9 protein-coding genes are annotated in these 15,867 nt (G+C 53.0%); 2 read left to right on the forward strand and 7 right to left on the reverse strand.

Annotated features, from left to right (window positions below; translation table 11 throughout):
• Window positions 1–13: 13 nt before the first annotated feature.
• Complete coding sequence (locus tag HV213_RS18245; RefSeq protein ID WP_181482786.1) at window positions 14–538, reverse strand: fimbrial protein; 525 nt, start codon at window positions 536–538, stop codon at window positions 14–16.
• Window positions 539–836: 298 nt separating this feature from the next.
• On the opposite strand from HV213_RS18245, the gene HV213_RS18250 reads away from it, so the two are divergent.
• Window positions 837–1,538 carry a helix-turn-helix domain-containing protein gene (locus HV213_RS18250; RefSeq protein ID WP_181482787.1) on the forward strand — a complete coding sequence of 234 codons (702 nt, stop codon included), beginning with the start codon at window positions 837–839 and terminating at the stop codon, window positions 1,536–1,538.
• Between the two features lie 14 nt (window positions 1,539–1,552).
• Here the strand turns inward: HV213_RS18250 and HV213_RS18255 are convergent, their stop codons facing one another.
• From HV213_RS18255 to HV213_RS18280, 6 genes are all read right to left on the reverse strand, one after another.
• Window positions 1,553–2,491, reverse strand: coding sequence for a peptidase (locus tag HV213_RS18255; protein WP_181482788.1), 939 nt, complete (start codon window positions 2,489–2,491; stop codon window positions 1,553–1,555).
• 30 nt (window positions 2,492–2,521) lie between these two features.
• The gene (locus HV213_RS18260) at window positions 2,522–5,653 is read right to left on the reverse strand and encodes a glycosyltransferase (protein ID WP_181482789.1); all 3,132 of its coding nucleotides are present in this window, start codon (window positions 5,651–5,653) and stop codon (window positions 2,522–2,524) included.
• 179 nt (window positions 5,654–5,832) lie between these two features.
• Window positions 5,833–7,053, reverse strand: coding sequence for an HlyD family efflux transporter periplasmic adaptor subunit (locus tag HV213_RS18265; protein ID WP_181482790.1), 1,221 nt, complete (start codon window positions 7,051–7,053; stop codon window positions 5,833–5,835).
• Window positions 7,050–9,170, reverse strand: a complete 2,121-nt coding sequence (locus HV213_RS18270; protein ID WP_181482791.1) for a type I secretion system permease/ATPase — start codon at window positions 9,168–9,170, stop codon at window positions 7,050–7,052. Before HV213_RS18270 ends, HV213_RS18265 begins: the two co-directional genes overlap by 4 nt.
• 23 nt (window positions 9,171–9,193) lie before the next feature.
• A complete protein-coding gene (locus tag HV213_RS18275; RefSeq protein WP_181482792.1) occupies window positions 9,194–10,630 on the reverse strand; it encodes a TolC family outer membrane protein in 1,437 nt (478 codons plus the stop codon).
• A gap of 171 nt (window positions 10,631–10,801) precedes the next feature.
• Window positions 10,802–13,705, reverse strand: coding sequence for a BapA/Bap/LapF family large adhesin (locus HV213_RS18280; protein ID WP_228288554.1), 2,904 nt, complete (start codon window positions 13,703–13,705; stop codon window positions 10,802–10,804).
• 928 nt (window positions 13,706–14,633) lie between these two features.
• On the opposite strand from HV213_RS18280, the gene HV213_RS18285 reads away from it, so the two are divergent.
• Window positions 14,634–15,862, forward strand: a protein-coding gene (locus HV213_RS18285; protein WP_110129298.1) for an IS3-like element ISEc36 family transposase whose coding sequence is annotated in 2 segments (ribosomal slippage) — window positions 14,634–14,949 and window positions 14,949–15,862 — 1,230 coding nt in all. Because the reading frame shifts where the segments join, the coding sequence is not laid out codon by codon here.
• The last annotated feature ends 5 nt before the right edge of the window (window positions 15,863–15,867 follow it).

The following is a 15,867-nucleotide window of genomic DNA, read 5'->3' on the forward strand; positions in this document are numbered from 1 at the left end:
TGTCAGTCGAATGCTATTTGTAGACGATAGTGAACTGCGTGGTCGCATTGGCGCTGCCCACCGTCACGGCTGCGGCGGTCGAAACATAGCGGGCGACAAAATTAAGGGAGTTCGTTCCTGAGGTCAGGGGATAATTGCGGGAAGCGACATGCAGCGGGATTGGCGTACCTGTTTTGTCAGCGATCTCAACGGCAACACCCGTAGCCACACCCGAACCGCTATCCAAAGTGAGTAAATCAGGATAATTATCATCCCCGATGCCATCAAATTTGAATGTCGCCCCGGTAGCCGTTTCCGGGCATGACTTGATGACCAAAGTGAATCGAGTCGGCGTGCTTTTCTGACCAATTGAACCGTTTAATGAGGCTTTGGTAACTTTACCTAATTCAACGGTCTGGTTCTGCGAAGAACTATCTACAATACAGGTTTGATCGGCAACGCTTCCGGTAAACCTGATCGTACCATCGGCTGCAATGGTGCTACTGGCAATAAAAAACAATAAACTTACTGTTTTTTTATTAATGAGAGATTTATACATTTAGAACTCCCTGGTGTTGAAATTTAAATAATTAAAACCACGATTCATGAATGATGCGCAAAGGATAAACTACTTGCGCAAAAATAGTGACAGTCTAGAAAATCAAATATTACACATTTACCAAAAAATCATATTGACTAAAATGATTTCATGAGGATAAATTACAAGCCGTAATTTATAGCAGCAAGGCAATCCTCACAAGCCCCAATTAGTCTCCATCTGGACTGAATGCTCGCTCTATTTTTTAATTCTGAAACTTAACACTAATTATTTATAACCATTTGTTTTGAAGGGAAAAATGAAAAGGAACAGTAAATATCAGCTTCAGGAAGACATATTAAAAAAAGTAGCCAAGCCCTTAGAAGATATAGAAAAAATCATTGAAGTAATCGCCAAAGGACGAAAAACGTGTACGGTTAGCAAAAAACGCAACATTAATTTGACACAAAATGGGGAACGACAATGCCTGATATTGCTGAGCGGAAGCGTAGCTCTGAATCGTATCAGTGATGGGATGATCCTTAACGCAGAATGTGGGCCATTTATTTTCGGTGCGAGTTCTCAGTTGGCCTACACCCGGCATCTTTACGTCAAAGCAAAAGAAACATCAACTTTACTTCTAATCCCGCAGCAGGTATTCCATGAGGAAATTGCAAAAAATAACCTATGGAAATCGCTCGCCATGCTCCAGGACTATAGCTCAGCGAAAGTATATGCTCATTGTTTGACCGTATCCCAGCTTTCCGCATACGAAATTATTCGTAGCCACCTTATTGAGCTACTTAACGAACCCGATGAAATTAAAAGAAAAATAACTGCAAGCAATTATATTATGGACCACTCTTTTCTATCCCGCAGCGGGATAATGCGAATTCTGTCGAAGCTGAAAAGTGATGGCTATATTCATTTATCCCGCGGAATTTTGACGGATATTATTGATCTACCAGAAAAACTTAATATGTTTTACTCTAAATCCGAGGCAAAACATCCTGAACAGTAACTGAGTTCTGCACCTCAATGCTTAGCTGATTCCGTCGCCGCCAGCGCCTGGCAAATCAGACTGTTGAACTGCCCGTCACGCTGCTGTTTCTCAGTCCAGCGGGTGTTCGCCAGTTTCATTTCACGAGAAATACCTGCGCTGCTTTGCGCTAACTGTTGAAAAAAAGGCCGCAGCATCTCTCCGCCTGGCAGCGACTGGAGTTTAAACACCGGGCTGCCATCAACATAGCGAAATGCCAGCACCTTATTCGGCAAGATTATCGCCGGGAAAGCGTGCTGTGCGTAACTCGCCCAGAAGGCCGCCGCATTATAGCCACGAGAAAAGTTACTCTCACAAGCAGGAAGTTCAGCTAACGGCGCGATTCTTTTTTCTGCGGGCCTGAACGCATTTTCCATCCAGCGCGCCATCCCTTCCAGATACCATTTTTGTTTAAACACCGCGTAGCCGTACTGGTACAAATGGAAAAGCTCATGGGCAGGAGTAACGTTACGTGCGGGCTGTAGCGCAGCGTTAAGCACAATTTTTAATCCGCAGGGAAGCACAGTGCCATCATTCATGGTTTCCGCCGCTACGCGATCGAAGGCCAGACCGTTGCCTTTTGGGAGAGTCAGCAGGTAGATATTAATCTGCCGGGCCTGGGCGTAGATCTTCTGCTGCAGCGGTGAATGTAACCCCAGCAGCGTAGTATAAAGATATTGCGCCGCCTGGAGCTGGCTTCCGATATCCGTTATCACATCCGGCACGCCTCCCCCGAGGCTATCCTGCGGATATTGCAGGGCATCCCTACCCTGCAGGCTGTAGTAAATATGAAAGTCATCCACTACGTGCACTTTTTCCAGTCGATGCTCGTGGAGCAAAGCGCCGGGCACGCAGCGGGAAACCTGCAGCACATCGCGGGCCGCAAGCGGCGAGCAGCAGCAGGATGCCAGCAACAGCGCGATGATTCGTCTCATCGCGCCTCTGAACGAAACCGAAGAGGACGGTTATCCAACGTTAGCCGCCCGACCAATACCGGCCAACGGTTCCTCATCATCAACGATCAACCGCTCGCTTGTCTGCTGCCATGCCGCCCAACGCCTGGCAATGGCGCTGGCGTAATAGCGCTGAGCGTTACTCAGCGCAGCTTGCTGCATACTTTGCTGCAACCCTTTGTCGGAGATGACTTTTATCAACGCCGCCGCCAAAGCGTCTTCATCACCGCAGGGCACCAGAATCCCGGCCTGCATATCCTGCAGGATATCGCGCGGACCGTATTTAATCGCAAAACTAATCAGCGGCGTGCCGTAGGCCATCGCTTCAACGGCAGAAATAGACTGCCCCTCCTGGGTCGAGCAAAGCACCGTGCAGCAGGCCGTTTTATGCGCCTGGGCGATATCCGACGTAAAGCCGTTAATATGGATCGCCTGCTCAAGCCCCCACTCCGCCACCTGCGCACTTAAGTTGCGCCGCAGCGGCCCAACGCCATAGGTATGCAGCTGCGCGCCAGGGATCGCCGCTACCACCTGACGAAATGCACTCAACAGCAAGGTATGCTGTTTCTCCGCTGAATAGCGCGCCAGGTAGATCACCGTTTGTGAAGGAATTTTCTGTGGGGCCGCAGGGATATTGCTGTTATCCAGGTGGTTTGGAATCACCGCCATTTGCTTGTGCGGGAATCCTTCTTGTTGCAAGTCTTGCCACTGTTCATCGGTCAGGATAATCAGCGTATCCACAAGGTCCGGTTGTTGCAAAATATGCCGGTACGAGCTTTTCAGCTCACCGTTGGACAACTGGTGATGAGAGTGAATGATAGCGCTCAGCGAGCACGTCATACGCTGGGCTGGGCGCGAGCAGACAAAGTTTTTCCACGTTTTATTCTTATCGACAATAAAGTGCCAGCCCCCTCTTCCCGCCAGCATGGTTTCCAGCATCCAGGAGAAAAATGCTTCCTCTTGCGCAAAGCGTTTTATTTCACCGTTCGCCAGGGCAATTTCAAGATAGCTTAACTGCACATTGGCTTTTTTCTCGTCATAGCATTTGCGCAAAAGAATATTCCCCGCGCAATCAAGATAATCCTCAATGATATTTCCCTGAGGGCGCTGCAGATAATTGTTTTTACCCACTGGCAGATCCGCACAGGGATCTACAGCGTGCCTGAGTTCAATATTGCCCGCTAACGGTGCCAGCGCGGTGAGTATCTTCATCTCCCGGCAGTCACTTAACCACTGATAAATATTATAAACCGGCACCTCTTCGGGTAGCGCGCCGCGAGCTTTCAGCGCTTTTACCGTTTTCGGTAACGCGGGATCCCACGTCGTGGTAATCAGCCACGGTACGGTGCGCAGATGTTCGGTAAACAGCTTAGCCCGGCGCATAGCCGCCACTTCGATACCATTACCAACATCGCGCAGCATCTCCAGCAGGAAAACAGGGGTCGCGTTATTCGACGGCAATGCGTCGTCCTGCTGGAGCGGCGGCTTTTTTGCCGCTAAATGATATTTCTGATAGGCAATAAAACCGGAAAGATAGTGCTCCACATCATCAATTCGCACGCGATAGCTGTGGTGGCGAATAAAGAAGCTGTTGACGATCCGCGCGGGATTTTTAAAGAACATCGCCAGTTCGGGCCAGAAAAATCCGTTCAACAGATAGCGGGCGCGGGTTTCCAGGGCCTGCCAGAACTTCTGCTGGTCAAAATCATTCAGCAAATGCCGATGCTCCGGCGACGCATCCAGCCGGGTCACCATTTCAGACGCCGCCATCATGAGTTCAAGCAGCGTAGGATAGGTCGTGACGCGATGGAGCACGAAATCAAGATGATCGCGCACGTTGCTCAGGCCAAAGCGAAAGTACTTCTCTTCCGGGCGAAAGCGGGTCAACTCGTTGACGCAGTAGCTCAGCCAGTGATCGTGATGCTGCCAGTGTTTATTTTTAATGAAGTACGCGAAAGCTTTTTCCACCATCTCCAGCCACTGTGCTTCTTTGGTCAGGCCGTACAGGCGCATTAAGGCAAAAGCGGCTTCGCCATCGTAATAGATGATGCGGAATTTGGCTTTCAGCGAGAGATCTTTGCTGTTTAGTACATGGACAAACTCGCCGCTGAGCGGATCCTGCATAAACGCAAGCCCGGTCGCCAGCTGTGCCATCAGCGGCAGATATTGCCTGTCTCCAGTGACTTCGGTGTACTTCACCAGCGCCAGAATGCTGACGGCGTTGCCGCCGAGTTTGATCTCGTCGCCAATGTCGCAGAGAAATGCGGCCTCGCGGCCATCGTCCAGCATGCGGACTTCGATCAGGTGACTCACCAGATACGCAATCGCCCGGTCTATCGCCTCACGTACCGCGGGCTGGCGCGTGGCCTCCCAGCCTTCAATCAGCGAATAGGTGGAACTGGCATGGCGCAGCGCGTTATAAGAGCGAACTGGCCGGTCGAAACAGGGAAACCAGCCGTAATGATAGAGGCCGTCTTTCTTCATCTGGCGGGCTAAATAATCGGTGCCTTTTTTAATCACCTCGCCCAGGCACTCGTCCTGCCAGTTTTCACCAATCGCGCGATAGCCGGAGCCCCGCCCGTCATGTTCAATCACTTTTGCGCCAAAGCGATCGCAGAAGACGCCCTGAGTTTTGAAACGCCAGAAAGGCTGCTGTGGGTCTTCTGGCCAGTTGAGCTCTTGCTTAAACCGCCGCTGGGCGTAGTTTTGCAGATTAACGCTATTCGGCGCGACCACGCCGTTATCACCATCATAAAGCAGCGCGTTTCCGGCAATCTCTTGTTCGAGCATTGCGCAGCTAAACTGCGGGTCAAACGCGAGGCCGAAGCGGAAATAGTTGCGCTTGGTAATGAGGAATTTTTCACTGAGCGATTGCCAGCTCAGCTTTTCAACGCTGTCCACCACGTCGACGCGCAGCCATTGCGGCTCGTTGTCTTGTTTGTTACGCCACGCTTGCAAGGCTCGGGCCCCTGCCAGCCAGGCGAGATCGAAGCTGGTTCCTGTCGCTATGTGCACATGCGCGCGCTCTTTGCCATCGCTGACGCTAAAGAAGATAACCCATGCCGGATAATCAGAGGGCAATGCGGCGGATGTTAATTTTTTGGCCTGAAAGCAGGCATGTTGTAGTAAATCGCTTAGCGCCATCTTTCCCTCTCCGTATATTCAAAACTGCATTGCATGTTTAAAAAATTATTATTAGTGACTGCCGACAAACCCGTTTTGGATATTGCGCCACATTATTGTCGGGTGGCGGCTTACCCGAGACGGCGGTATACCCGTAGCCCGGTCAGCGCAGCGCCACCGGGAAGAGGTTCGCACTTTAATTAGCGTTCCCTTAAAGCTTCTTTCGCCCGATTAAACGGTTTAACCAGGTAATCCATCACCGTTTTTTCACCGGTCTTAATATCGACGGTGGCAATCATCCCTGGACCAATTAAAAAGCGTTTGCCGTGTTTATTTTCCAGGTAATCGTGATCGGTGCGAATAAACACCCGATAGTAGTAAATATCCGGTTTGGCCTCATCCTGGGTCGTGTCCGGTGAGATTGTTTCCACCACACCTTCCAGCGCACCGTAGATGGCATAATCATAGGCGGTAATTTTTACCAGCGCCTGCTGATCGGGATGAATAAACGCGATATCGCGCGGTGAGATCCGTGCTTCAATTAATAAACGTCCGTCAATGGGGACAATTTCCATTAACTCACCGTTGGGCGAAATAACCCCACCAATAGTGTTGACCTTGATATTTTTAACAATCCCCTGCACCGGCGAACGCACCGTTAAGCGAGTGACCGAATCGGCGCGGCCTTTAATCACTTCCGCCAGGCTGGCGACGTCGGCATTGGCTTTTGATAGCTGTTCACGAGCGTCAACAAAATAGCGCGTATTGATATCGATTTTTTTAAAGCCAATATCCGCCACCTGCTGGCGCAGGCGCAGCACTTCAACATTGCTCGCCGCTCCGGTTTTTGCCAGCTTTTCGGTAATGGCCAGTTCGCTATTGACCAGCTTCAGCGATTCATCCAGTTGACGCGTGGATTTGATCAGTTGATCCTTACGGCTATGGTACAGGCGGGTCTCTTCCGCCAACAGCGCAGGCCAGGCCTTCAGCGTGTCGGGAAACACCAGTGACTGGTTGTTAACCTCAGCGGTTAAGCGAATGCTGGCAGCCAGCGAGGCGCGATATTTTGCCTGGCTTTCGCCCACGTTAGATTCACTACGGGTCGGGTCAAGACGAGCCACTACCTGCCCGGCTTTAACCTTGCTACCTTCCCGCACGTTCAGCTCGGTTAAAATGCCGCCATCGAGAGTCTGTATCACCTGCTCGCGGGAGCTGGGGATCACTTTGCCGGTGCCCGTGGAGACTTCGTCCAGCACCGCGAACCATGCCCAGACGCCACCGACGAGTAGCATCATTGCCAACACCAAAATTAACCGACGCGACTTCACGATCTTCGCTTCATCTTCTTCGCTATCCGGCAGCAGCGCTACCGGGTCGTTATCAGTCAGCGCTGGTAATACAACATTGCCCGGCTTATTCATATGTTCACCACCTGAGCGCGAGCTTTCTCTTGTTCAAAAACGGTTGCTTTCGGTTTATCCAGCGCCAGCTGTCCGTCCTGAATAACCAGAATCCGGTCAACAATATTAAGGACTGCGGCTTTATGGGTGGCGATAATCATCGTTCTCTCTCCGGCCCATTGCGCCAACTGTTCAACAAAGGCTTTTTCCGTGCGCTCATCGAAGAAAGAGGTCGGTTCATCTAGCAGGATGATATTTGGGTCACGCAGCAGGGTTCTTGCGAGCAGTAGTGACTGCCGCTGACCGCCGGAAAGCCCCAGCCCGCCCTCCATAATGACGTGTTCAAGACCAAGGGGCAGTTTGCGCACAAACTCCAGCGCACCGCACAAAGTCAACAGCGAGAAGATTTCATCATCGGTCGCCGCCGGGCGTCCGAGCATCAGGTTTTCACGCAGCGTGCCGTGGAACAGACGCGCTTCCTGAGTCAACAAGGTGGCGTTGCGGCGAATATCCGCAAGATCGATCTGCGGCAGGCTCAGGTCATCCAGGCGCAGCTCGCCGGAGGCCAGCTCGACGTTGCCCATCATCGCCTGTAACAAGGTTGATTTACCGGCACCGATACGCCCGAGAATGGCGATTTTCTCTCCGGCTTTAATTGATAATTGGTTAATGCGCAGGGGGACAGTGGCGTCGTTAAGGCCATAGCGAAATTCCGCCTGATGAAACTCATAGTTGCCATGCAGCACCGCACGATGAACGCGGGGTTCGTCCTGGCCGCCTTCCACCGGCAGCGCCATCAGATTGTCGAGACTGGCTTTCGCTGTTTTCACCTGCTGCCAGCGGGCAAGCACGCCGCACAGCGCGGTCATCGGCGCCACCATGCGGGTCGATAACATCGATGCCGCCACCATCGCCCCGGTGGTGATATCGCCGCTAATCACCAGCGGCGCACCGACCACCACCACCACGGCATAGAGCAGGTTTTGCACCGACATTCCCCAGCTCACCAGGCCATGGGTCAGCCTGCGCGTTTTGACACCGGACTCGGCGGTAATGGCGATATAGCTATTCCACTGATGCAAAAAGCGGCTTTCCGCCTGCATCATTTTGATGTCCTGCAGGCCCTGAATGCTTTCCACCAGAATAGCGTTGCGTAAGGTGTTTTCGTGTTGGTTTTTGTTCGCCAGCACCGCCAGCTTACGCTGCAATAGCAGGCCCGGCAGGATCATCATGAGCGTTGCCACCGGGGCAATCCAGCTTAACCATGGCGAGACAATAAACAACACCACCTGGAAGAGTAAAAAGAACGGCAGGTCCGCCACGATAGTCATCATCGTTGAGGTCATCATTTCGCGCACCTGCTCCAGTTCGCGGATCTGTGAAATAAAGCTCCCTGTCGAGCGCGGCACCGCGTTATTTTTCAGGCGTAGGGCGTGACCGAAAACCCGGTCCGATACGCGAATATCCCCACGTTTACCGAGCAGGTCCGTCACGTGCCCGCGCATGATCTTCAACGCAAAGGCAAATATCGCCGCCAGCACCACGCCGCTGAACAAGACATATAAGGTGGGATAAGATTGCGCCGGGATCACCCGGTCATAAACCTGCATCGAAAAAAGAATGCCGCTCAGCGCAAGAACGTTAATGGCGAACGAAGCCAGCATCACGTGCATATAGGGGCGAATATCTTTCAGAACGATCTTGCGCAACCAGTCCGGCTGGAAACGGGTCAAATAGCTTTCGCTGCGAATGTCCTTTTCCGGCGCCGACGGGCGAAAAGCAATAGTTTGTTCTATTTCCGGCAGCAGGGTTTCCAGCGGGCAATAGCTGAGCAGCGAAAGCTCTTTCACAAACCGCACTCCGACCGCATTGTTCACGTCGAAGCTTTCAATAACCGCAATCTGCCCATCGCGAAGCTGAATGACCAGCGGCAGACGCCAGGCCGACATTCGCTGGTCGGTGGTGGATAAAAACTGGCAGTTTAGCCCGGCATGGCGCGCCAGATGCCGGAGCGCCTCCGGCAGGGTCTTCTGCGTTGCCCACTCGGCGGCGGCATGCAGCGTTCCGGGTGAAAAGCTTTGCCGGTAGTGGTTAGCGATAAAAGCGATGGCATTGGCCCAATCGAGCAAATGCGGCACCCCTTCGCGTTAATTTTGAGTGGTCATGGGCGGATCTCCACGCCCTGGATATTTTGATTTTCCAGCGCGAACACCGTGCGCATCTTGCCGGTACTAAACAGGCAGTCCAGTTCAAGGGAGCGCAGTTGCGATTCCGTCAGGACCTGGCTAAACCTGGCCTGGTAAATTTCCTGATCGACGTTGAGCAGATCCAGCAGCGGGCGCGAACCCAACTGGAGATATTGATCCTGGTACAGCGCCCGGGTTTGCTCCCCTAGCTGCTGCTGGCGTTTCTGAATACCCAGCGATTGAGCAAGGTTAACGGCTTCATCGCGAGAGGCGTTCAGTTTCTGGCTGGCGTCCAGTTGCGCAGTTCTAATCGCCGCATTAGCCGCCGCCAGGCCTTGCTGGGCAGCGTCGCGGGAGGCGGTCATCGCCCCGCCCTGATAGATAGGCATCTGGACCTTAACCCAGGCGGAATATTGCGTTTTATTGAGCGCCGCGCTGTTAGCGTAATTGTCGTTGAGGTAGTGCGTGACCTCAGGTTCAAGGGAGATGGTCGGCAGCATTTGCGCGTTGGCGTTATCCAACTGCGCCTGAGCCTGGCCTGCCTGAGCCAGCGCGGCTAATACTGCGGGAACAGATCGATAATCAATTTTGGATACCGCACAAGCGGCATCCATCCCCGGAGGCACCTCATCCGTTACCGTGGCGATCCCGCCGATGCCGATATAGGTCGCTAGCGTGGCTTTCCAGCGTTCGAGTGCCGCCTTATATTGCAAGAGCGTGGATTGCGCCCCTTCCACGCGGGTATCAGTTTGCACAACATCCGATAACGATGACGCGCCCGCATCGTTGCGCTGACGAATAAGGTCGCCAATCTGTTTAAGCGAATCGACCTGCGCTTTGGCGATATCAACCAGCTTTTGGTAGCCCTGCACCTGCACCACCGCCCCGGCGGTATCATGAGCGACCTGATCGATATTCAGCATGACGGTGGCCTGCTGCTGGGCCACGCCGGAGTCCGCGGCTCTGACCGAACTGGAAACTTTGCCGAAGTCGTAGAGCATTTGCGATACCGAGACCACCAGTGATGGTGTATATCCGGCATCAGAATAAGAGTTTGTATAACCATTATTCATACCCGCACTAATTTGCGGGTAATATTTGGCTTTCGCCACATCTACTTTTTGCGCCATTTCCTGGAGCTTGCTCACTTCCTGAGTAATAGATGGATGCCAGTTGACCGCATTTTTCACTGCTTTTTTAATATCAAGCGGGCCGGACATTCGGGTTTGGTTATTAATAATCTCTTCATTGTACCCCGCTATCTGCTGGCTATCGGTTAAGCGCTGGCTACTAATATCATTTGGCATTAAATATGAGCTTTCTGCATTCACCACAAATGCAGGGTTGAGTGAAATAAATAAGGCGGTATAGCCGCAGGTTATGACAATCCCTTTTTGTTTAAATAGGCGCATCAAATTTACCCTTCAGAAAGCACGCACTGAAAAAACGGATATCATGATTTCCGCATCATTGTTTTTATTTAATAGTAGTCTGCTATTTCCCCGTTCACTGCCCGAATTCATTCCTCCGCAATAAAATAACCTCGACAGCACTTCCCTGTGCTGTCATCGGTGTAACACGCCTTAGTTGGAGTTATTGGTATCAAGCAGCTCGTTGAGCGTATTGATATGTACTCCTTCCAGCGTAATTAAGGTTGTTGATTGATGGTTGCCTGCCCCACCGTCGCGGTCGATTGATACCACCGTATTACTGCCGACGTAGCTCAGAGTGACATAGTTGCCCAGGCTACTGCTGTTTCCATCCCAGCCGACCAGCAGCGCCGATACATCTATGTGGTCCCCTTGCGCCACCGAGAAGTCCTTCCAGGTATCGCTGCCGTTGCCGCCGGTATGGTCATCAGCCAACAGGTTGTAAACCACCGTATCGGCCCCGACACCCATGGTGAAGGTATCGTTATAAGCGGTACTGTGGATATCATCACCGTTCACGCTGCCGCCAATCTGCGGATGCAGATCGATGGTCAGGTGTCCGGTAGACGCCGGGCTGCCATTATCGTTCAGGGTATAGTTGAAGATCTCCTTACTGGTCATGGTTGATACATCAACATTTGCTTTCAGTGCATAGGTATATGCGCCGGAGCCAGTTATCGTCAGTACGCCATACTGACCCGTCACTTGTACGTTACTAACTGTCGCTCCACTACCATTGGTGATAGTGCCGTCATTGTGGAAGGTCCAGGAATCGGCATTACCCAAACCGTTCTTGCCGGAAATAGTAAATCCACTATGGTAAGCACCGTAGGTATCATCGACTCCGCCGGATCCCGAACCGTTCAGGATATTCCCCGTCACCGACTGCGCGACGGTGTAGTGCGTTGCGGTATCGAGCAGGCTTCCGTTCACCGTGGCTGATGAGCTATAGGTCACATTCAGCGTCGATGTCAGATTGTGCGAAACCGTCAGCGTGTAGTTACCCTCAGCCAGATGCAGCCCGGAGAAGGTAACAGTGTCGTTATCACTCCCGCTGCTTGCCAGCGCACCTGTCAGCGACTGCGAGTAGTTCTGAGTCTGTACCACCACCGTAGTCGTTGAACCATCACTATTAGTCACAATCTGCGATATCGTTATCGTCCCTGTTAGTGATGCATTCAGTCCCAACCCAGTGATCGGAACCCGGCTGGTCCCCGCCAGACTCAGCGTCACTGCCGGGTTATCCAGTTCGTGATCCGCGGCAACGGTAAAGTTCATCGTTCTGGTGACGCCATTAACCGACTGCCCCCCATTCACCTGGGTCGCCGCCACGCTGAGACTTGTCGCGACATACGGTGTTATCACCGCTGCTGCCAGTGCCGTAGCCACGTTCATCGATACCTGGTCATCCACCGCCTGCGAAGGTGCGCCGTTGATATCAATCGTCAACGTAGTGCTCGCCGTATGGCCCAGGCTATCGGAAATCGTGTAGGTAAAGACATCCGATTTACCTGCACCGTTGAGGCCTCCATTCGGTTGGTAGGTATAGCTACCGTCGCTATGGATGGTCAACGACCCCCAGGCACCCGCTATCGTCGTTCCGCTGCTGCTGACCGACACCGGTTCGGATCCGTTAACCGAGGTAGCCGTTACGCTCGCCACCTTGATATTCACCCCGGTATCCGCAACATCACCACCAACGTCGCTTTGCAGTACGTTACCCGCAAGGCTATCCGTGTGATAACCCTGAGAGTCCGTGACCGATACGTCGACATAGGTCCCCAGGTTCAGATCCAGCAATGCCTTCAGAATCCCTGTCGCTGATGGTGAAGAGACAATTGCCGTGTAGGAGCCTGAAGGCAACATGGAAGACCAGCCACCTCCGCTATAGACCAGGCTAAGACCACTCACATTAATGCTGACCGCATTCGACAGCACTTCGACAACCTGCCCTGTTGCCTTATCGACGATGGAGAGATCCGCCGTAAAGGACGAGGCGCCACCCAGCAGGCTCAGGATCGTCGCCAGACTGAGACCGGTACCTCCCGAAACAGCAAGTTGCACTTTTTCGCTCGAACCAGCGGCTACATTAAAATCAAAAGTGTTACCGTTAAGCAGGCCAACATCGACAGAACCCAGCAGCGAAACCCCGACAAGCTGTCCGATAGCACCGTTTTCTCCATTAAGAGTGTCGTAAATCGAGGTCACATCCGTATCCTGCGTATCCGGGTTGGCCTGCGCCGGCTCGATGTTTCCTCCGATATTTATCGTCAGATTAGTCGTCGATGTATTACCTCCGGCATCGGTAATGGTGTAGCTAAAGACATCCGATTTACCGATAGCGGCCCCGCCTTTGGTCAACTGGTAGCTATAGCTGCCATCAGCGTGAATCGTCAGCACGCCGTAAGCGCCTGCCACATTCACACCACCGCTGGTGACCGTCACGGCAGTTGACCCCTGAACTGAATCAGAGACCGCACTTGTGACCGTGATTCCGCTGCCGCTGTCCGCCATATCCCCGCTGGCTGTGGTATCCAATACGTTTCCTGCAATAGCCCCAACGCTGTAGCCTACGGAGTCCGTCACATCAACATTGACGAAGGTTGCCACCTGAGCCGCGGCCAGCGCGTTTATCAGCGATACCAGGGTGCCGGTACTATTCGGCGAAGAGATGACCATGGTGTAATCGCCCGCCGGCAGGTTCGCGAAGGACGCCGTGCCGCTATAGGTGAGCCCACCAAGCAGGCTCGCCGAGATAGACACGCTATTTGCCGCAATCGCTACCACTTCACCGGTAGCGGTATTAACAACCGAGAGATCGGCGTTCAGCGTGTTTCCGGCCCCCAGCAGGTTGACGATCGAGGTCAGTAATCCGCTAGCCGTCAGCAGCGAGTTGCCGTTCACCGATACCGTCATATCTTCGACGGTTCCAGAGCCGACGCTGAAGCGGAAGTCACTACCCGACAGCAGTGAGACATTCACGGAGCTGAGTAACGTCACGCCAACCAGTTGGCCGCTGGTGCCGCTGTAACTGTTCAGGTTACCTTCCAGTGCCACAACGTCCGGGCTGTTGCTATCCGGGATAGCCTCGACATCGCTGTCGGAGTCACTGTCAGAGTCCGAATCGCTGTCGGAGTCCGAATCACTATCAGAATCGGAGTCGCTGTCTGAATCCGAGTCGCTGTCAGAGTCCGAATCACTGTCGGAATCCGAGTCGCTGTCGGAATCAGAATCGCTGTCGCTATCCGAGTCGCTGTCAGAATCCGCATCGCTGTCAGAGTCCGAATCACTGTCAGAGTCCGCATCGCTGTCCGAGTCGGAGTCACTGTCAGAATCAGAGTCGCTGTCAGAGTCCGAGTCGCTGTCAGAGTCCGAGTCGCTGTCAGAGTCCGCATCGCTGTCCGAATCCGAATCGCTGTCGGAGTCGGAATCGCTGTCTGAATCCGAGTCACTGTCTGAATCCGAGTCGCTGTCAGAGTCAGAATCACTGTCAGAGTCAGAATCGCTGTCCGAATCCGAATCGCTGTCGGAGTCCGAGTCGCTGTCCGAATCCGAATCGCTGTCGGAGTCCGAGTCGCTGTCCGAATCAGAATCGCTATCGGAGTCCGAATCGCTGTCAGAATCCGAATCGCTGTCAGAATCCGAGTCACTGTCGGAATCCGAATCGCTGTCAGAGTCGGAATCACTGTCAGAGTCCGAATCACTGTCCGAATCCGAGTCGCTGTCAGAGTCCGAATCGCTGTCTGAATCCGAGTCGCTGTCAGAGTCCGCATCGCTGTCAGAGTCGGAATCACTGTCCGAATCCGAGTCACTGTCAGAGTCAGAATCGCTGTCTGAATCCGAATCGCTGTCGCTATCCGAGTCACTGTCAGAATCCGAGTCGCTGTCGGAATCTAGACTGGCCCCCTGAATCTCCAGACAGTTGGTATCACTTAAGTTAGTGATAGTCTTAATACTAGTTTTTAGACTAGTCGTTGGAGTCCGAATGATTGATGTTTTAGGTCCAGAGAAGCGCAGACGGCGAAGTGTTCAGGAAAAAATCGCCATTGTTCAGCAGAGTTTTGAGCCCGGAATGACCGTGTCGCTGGTCGCCCGTCAGCATGGCGTTGCTGCCAGTCAGCTGTTCCTGTGGCGTAAGCAGTATCAGGAAGGCAGCCTTACAGCCGTTGCCGCAGGAGAACAGGTTGTGCCCGCGTCGGAGCTGGCATCTGCGATGAAGCAAATTAAAGAGCTGCAGCGCCTGTTGGGCAAGAAAACCATGGAAAACGAGCTGCTAAAAGAAGCCGTTGAATATGGCCGACAAAAAAAGTGGATAGCGCACGTGCCCTTGTTGCCGGAGGATGGCGAATAAGCCTTGTCAGTCGTTGCCTCCGGGTCTCACGTGCGCAACTGCATGCCATGGCCCGTCGGTCGAAGGACTGGCAGGATCGTCGGTGCAAGCGCAAGCCTGATGATACTGACGCGCTGGCCCGTATCCATACCGTTATCGGCGATCTGCCCACCTATGGTTATCGTCGGGTATGGGCACTGCTGCGCAGACAATCAGAAACTGACGACATGGCGGTGATCAATGCCAAACGCGTATACCGCATCATGCGTCAGAATGCGCTGCTGCTTGAGCGTAAACCGGAAATACCGCCATCGAAGCGGGCGCATACAGGGAAAGTGGCCGTTGGAGAAAGTAACCAGCGGTGGTGCTCTGACGGCTTCGAGTTCAGCTGTGATAACGGTGAAAAACTGCGGGTCACGTTCGCTCTGGACTGTTGCGATCGCGAGGCACTTTACTGGGCGGCCAGTAACGGTGGATATGACAGTGAAACCGTGCAGGACGTCATGCTGGGTGCCGTGGAGCGTCGCTTCGGTAACAGCCTGCCGACATCCCCAGTTGAGTGGCTGACAGACAACGGTTCAGCCTACCGTTCTTATCAGACGCGTCAGTTCGCCAGAATGGTAGGACTGGAGCCTAAACATACGGCGGTACGTAGCCCGGAAAGCAACGGGATGGCAGAGAGCTTCGTGAAAACGATGAAGCGCGATTACATCAGCATCATGCCGAAACCCGACGGGTTAACAGCGGTAAAGAACCTTGCGGAGGCCTTCGAACATTACAACGAATGGCATCCGCATAGTGCACTGGGGTATCGTTCGCCACGGGAATATCTGCGGCGACGAACCAGTCATGGGTTAAGTGATAAAAAGTGTATGGAAATATAGGGGCC

Source organism: Klebsiella sp. RHBSTW-00484 (genome assembly GCF_013705725.1).
Lineage (GTDB): Bacteria > Pseudomonadota > Gammaproteobacteria > Enterobacterales > Enterobacteriaceae > Klebsiella.

Bases quoted from the DNA above. Each gene is read 5' to 3' on its own strand.
- HV213_RS18245 (WP_181482786.1), bottom strand. From the start codon at position 538: ATGTATAAATCTCTCATTAATAAAAAAACAGTAAGTTTATTGTTTTTT.
- HV213_RS18250 (WP_181482787.1), top strand. From the start codon at position 837: ATGAAAAGGAACAGTAAATATCAGCTTCAGGAAGACATATTAAAAAAA.
- HV213_RS18255 (WP_181482788.1), bottom strand. From the start codon at position 2,491: ATGAGACGAATCATCGCGCTGTTGCTGGCATCCTGCTGCTGCTCGCCG.
- HV213_RS18260 (WP_181482789.1), bottom strand. From the start codon at position 5,653: ATGGCGCTAAGCGATTTACTACAACATGCCTGCTTTCAGGCCAAAAAA.
- HV213_RS18265 (WP_181482790.1), bottom strand. From the start codon at position 7,053: ATGAATAAGCCGGGCAATGTTGTATTACCAGCGCTGACTGATAACGAC.
- HV213_RS18275 (WP_181482792.1), bottom strand. From the start codon at position 10,630: ATGCGCCTATTTAAACAAAAAGGGATTGTCATAACCTGCGGCTATACC.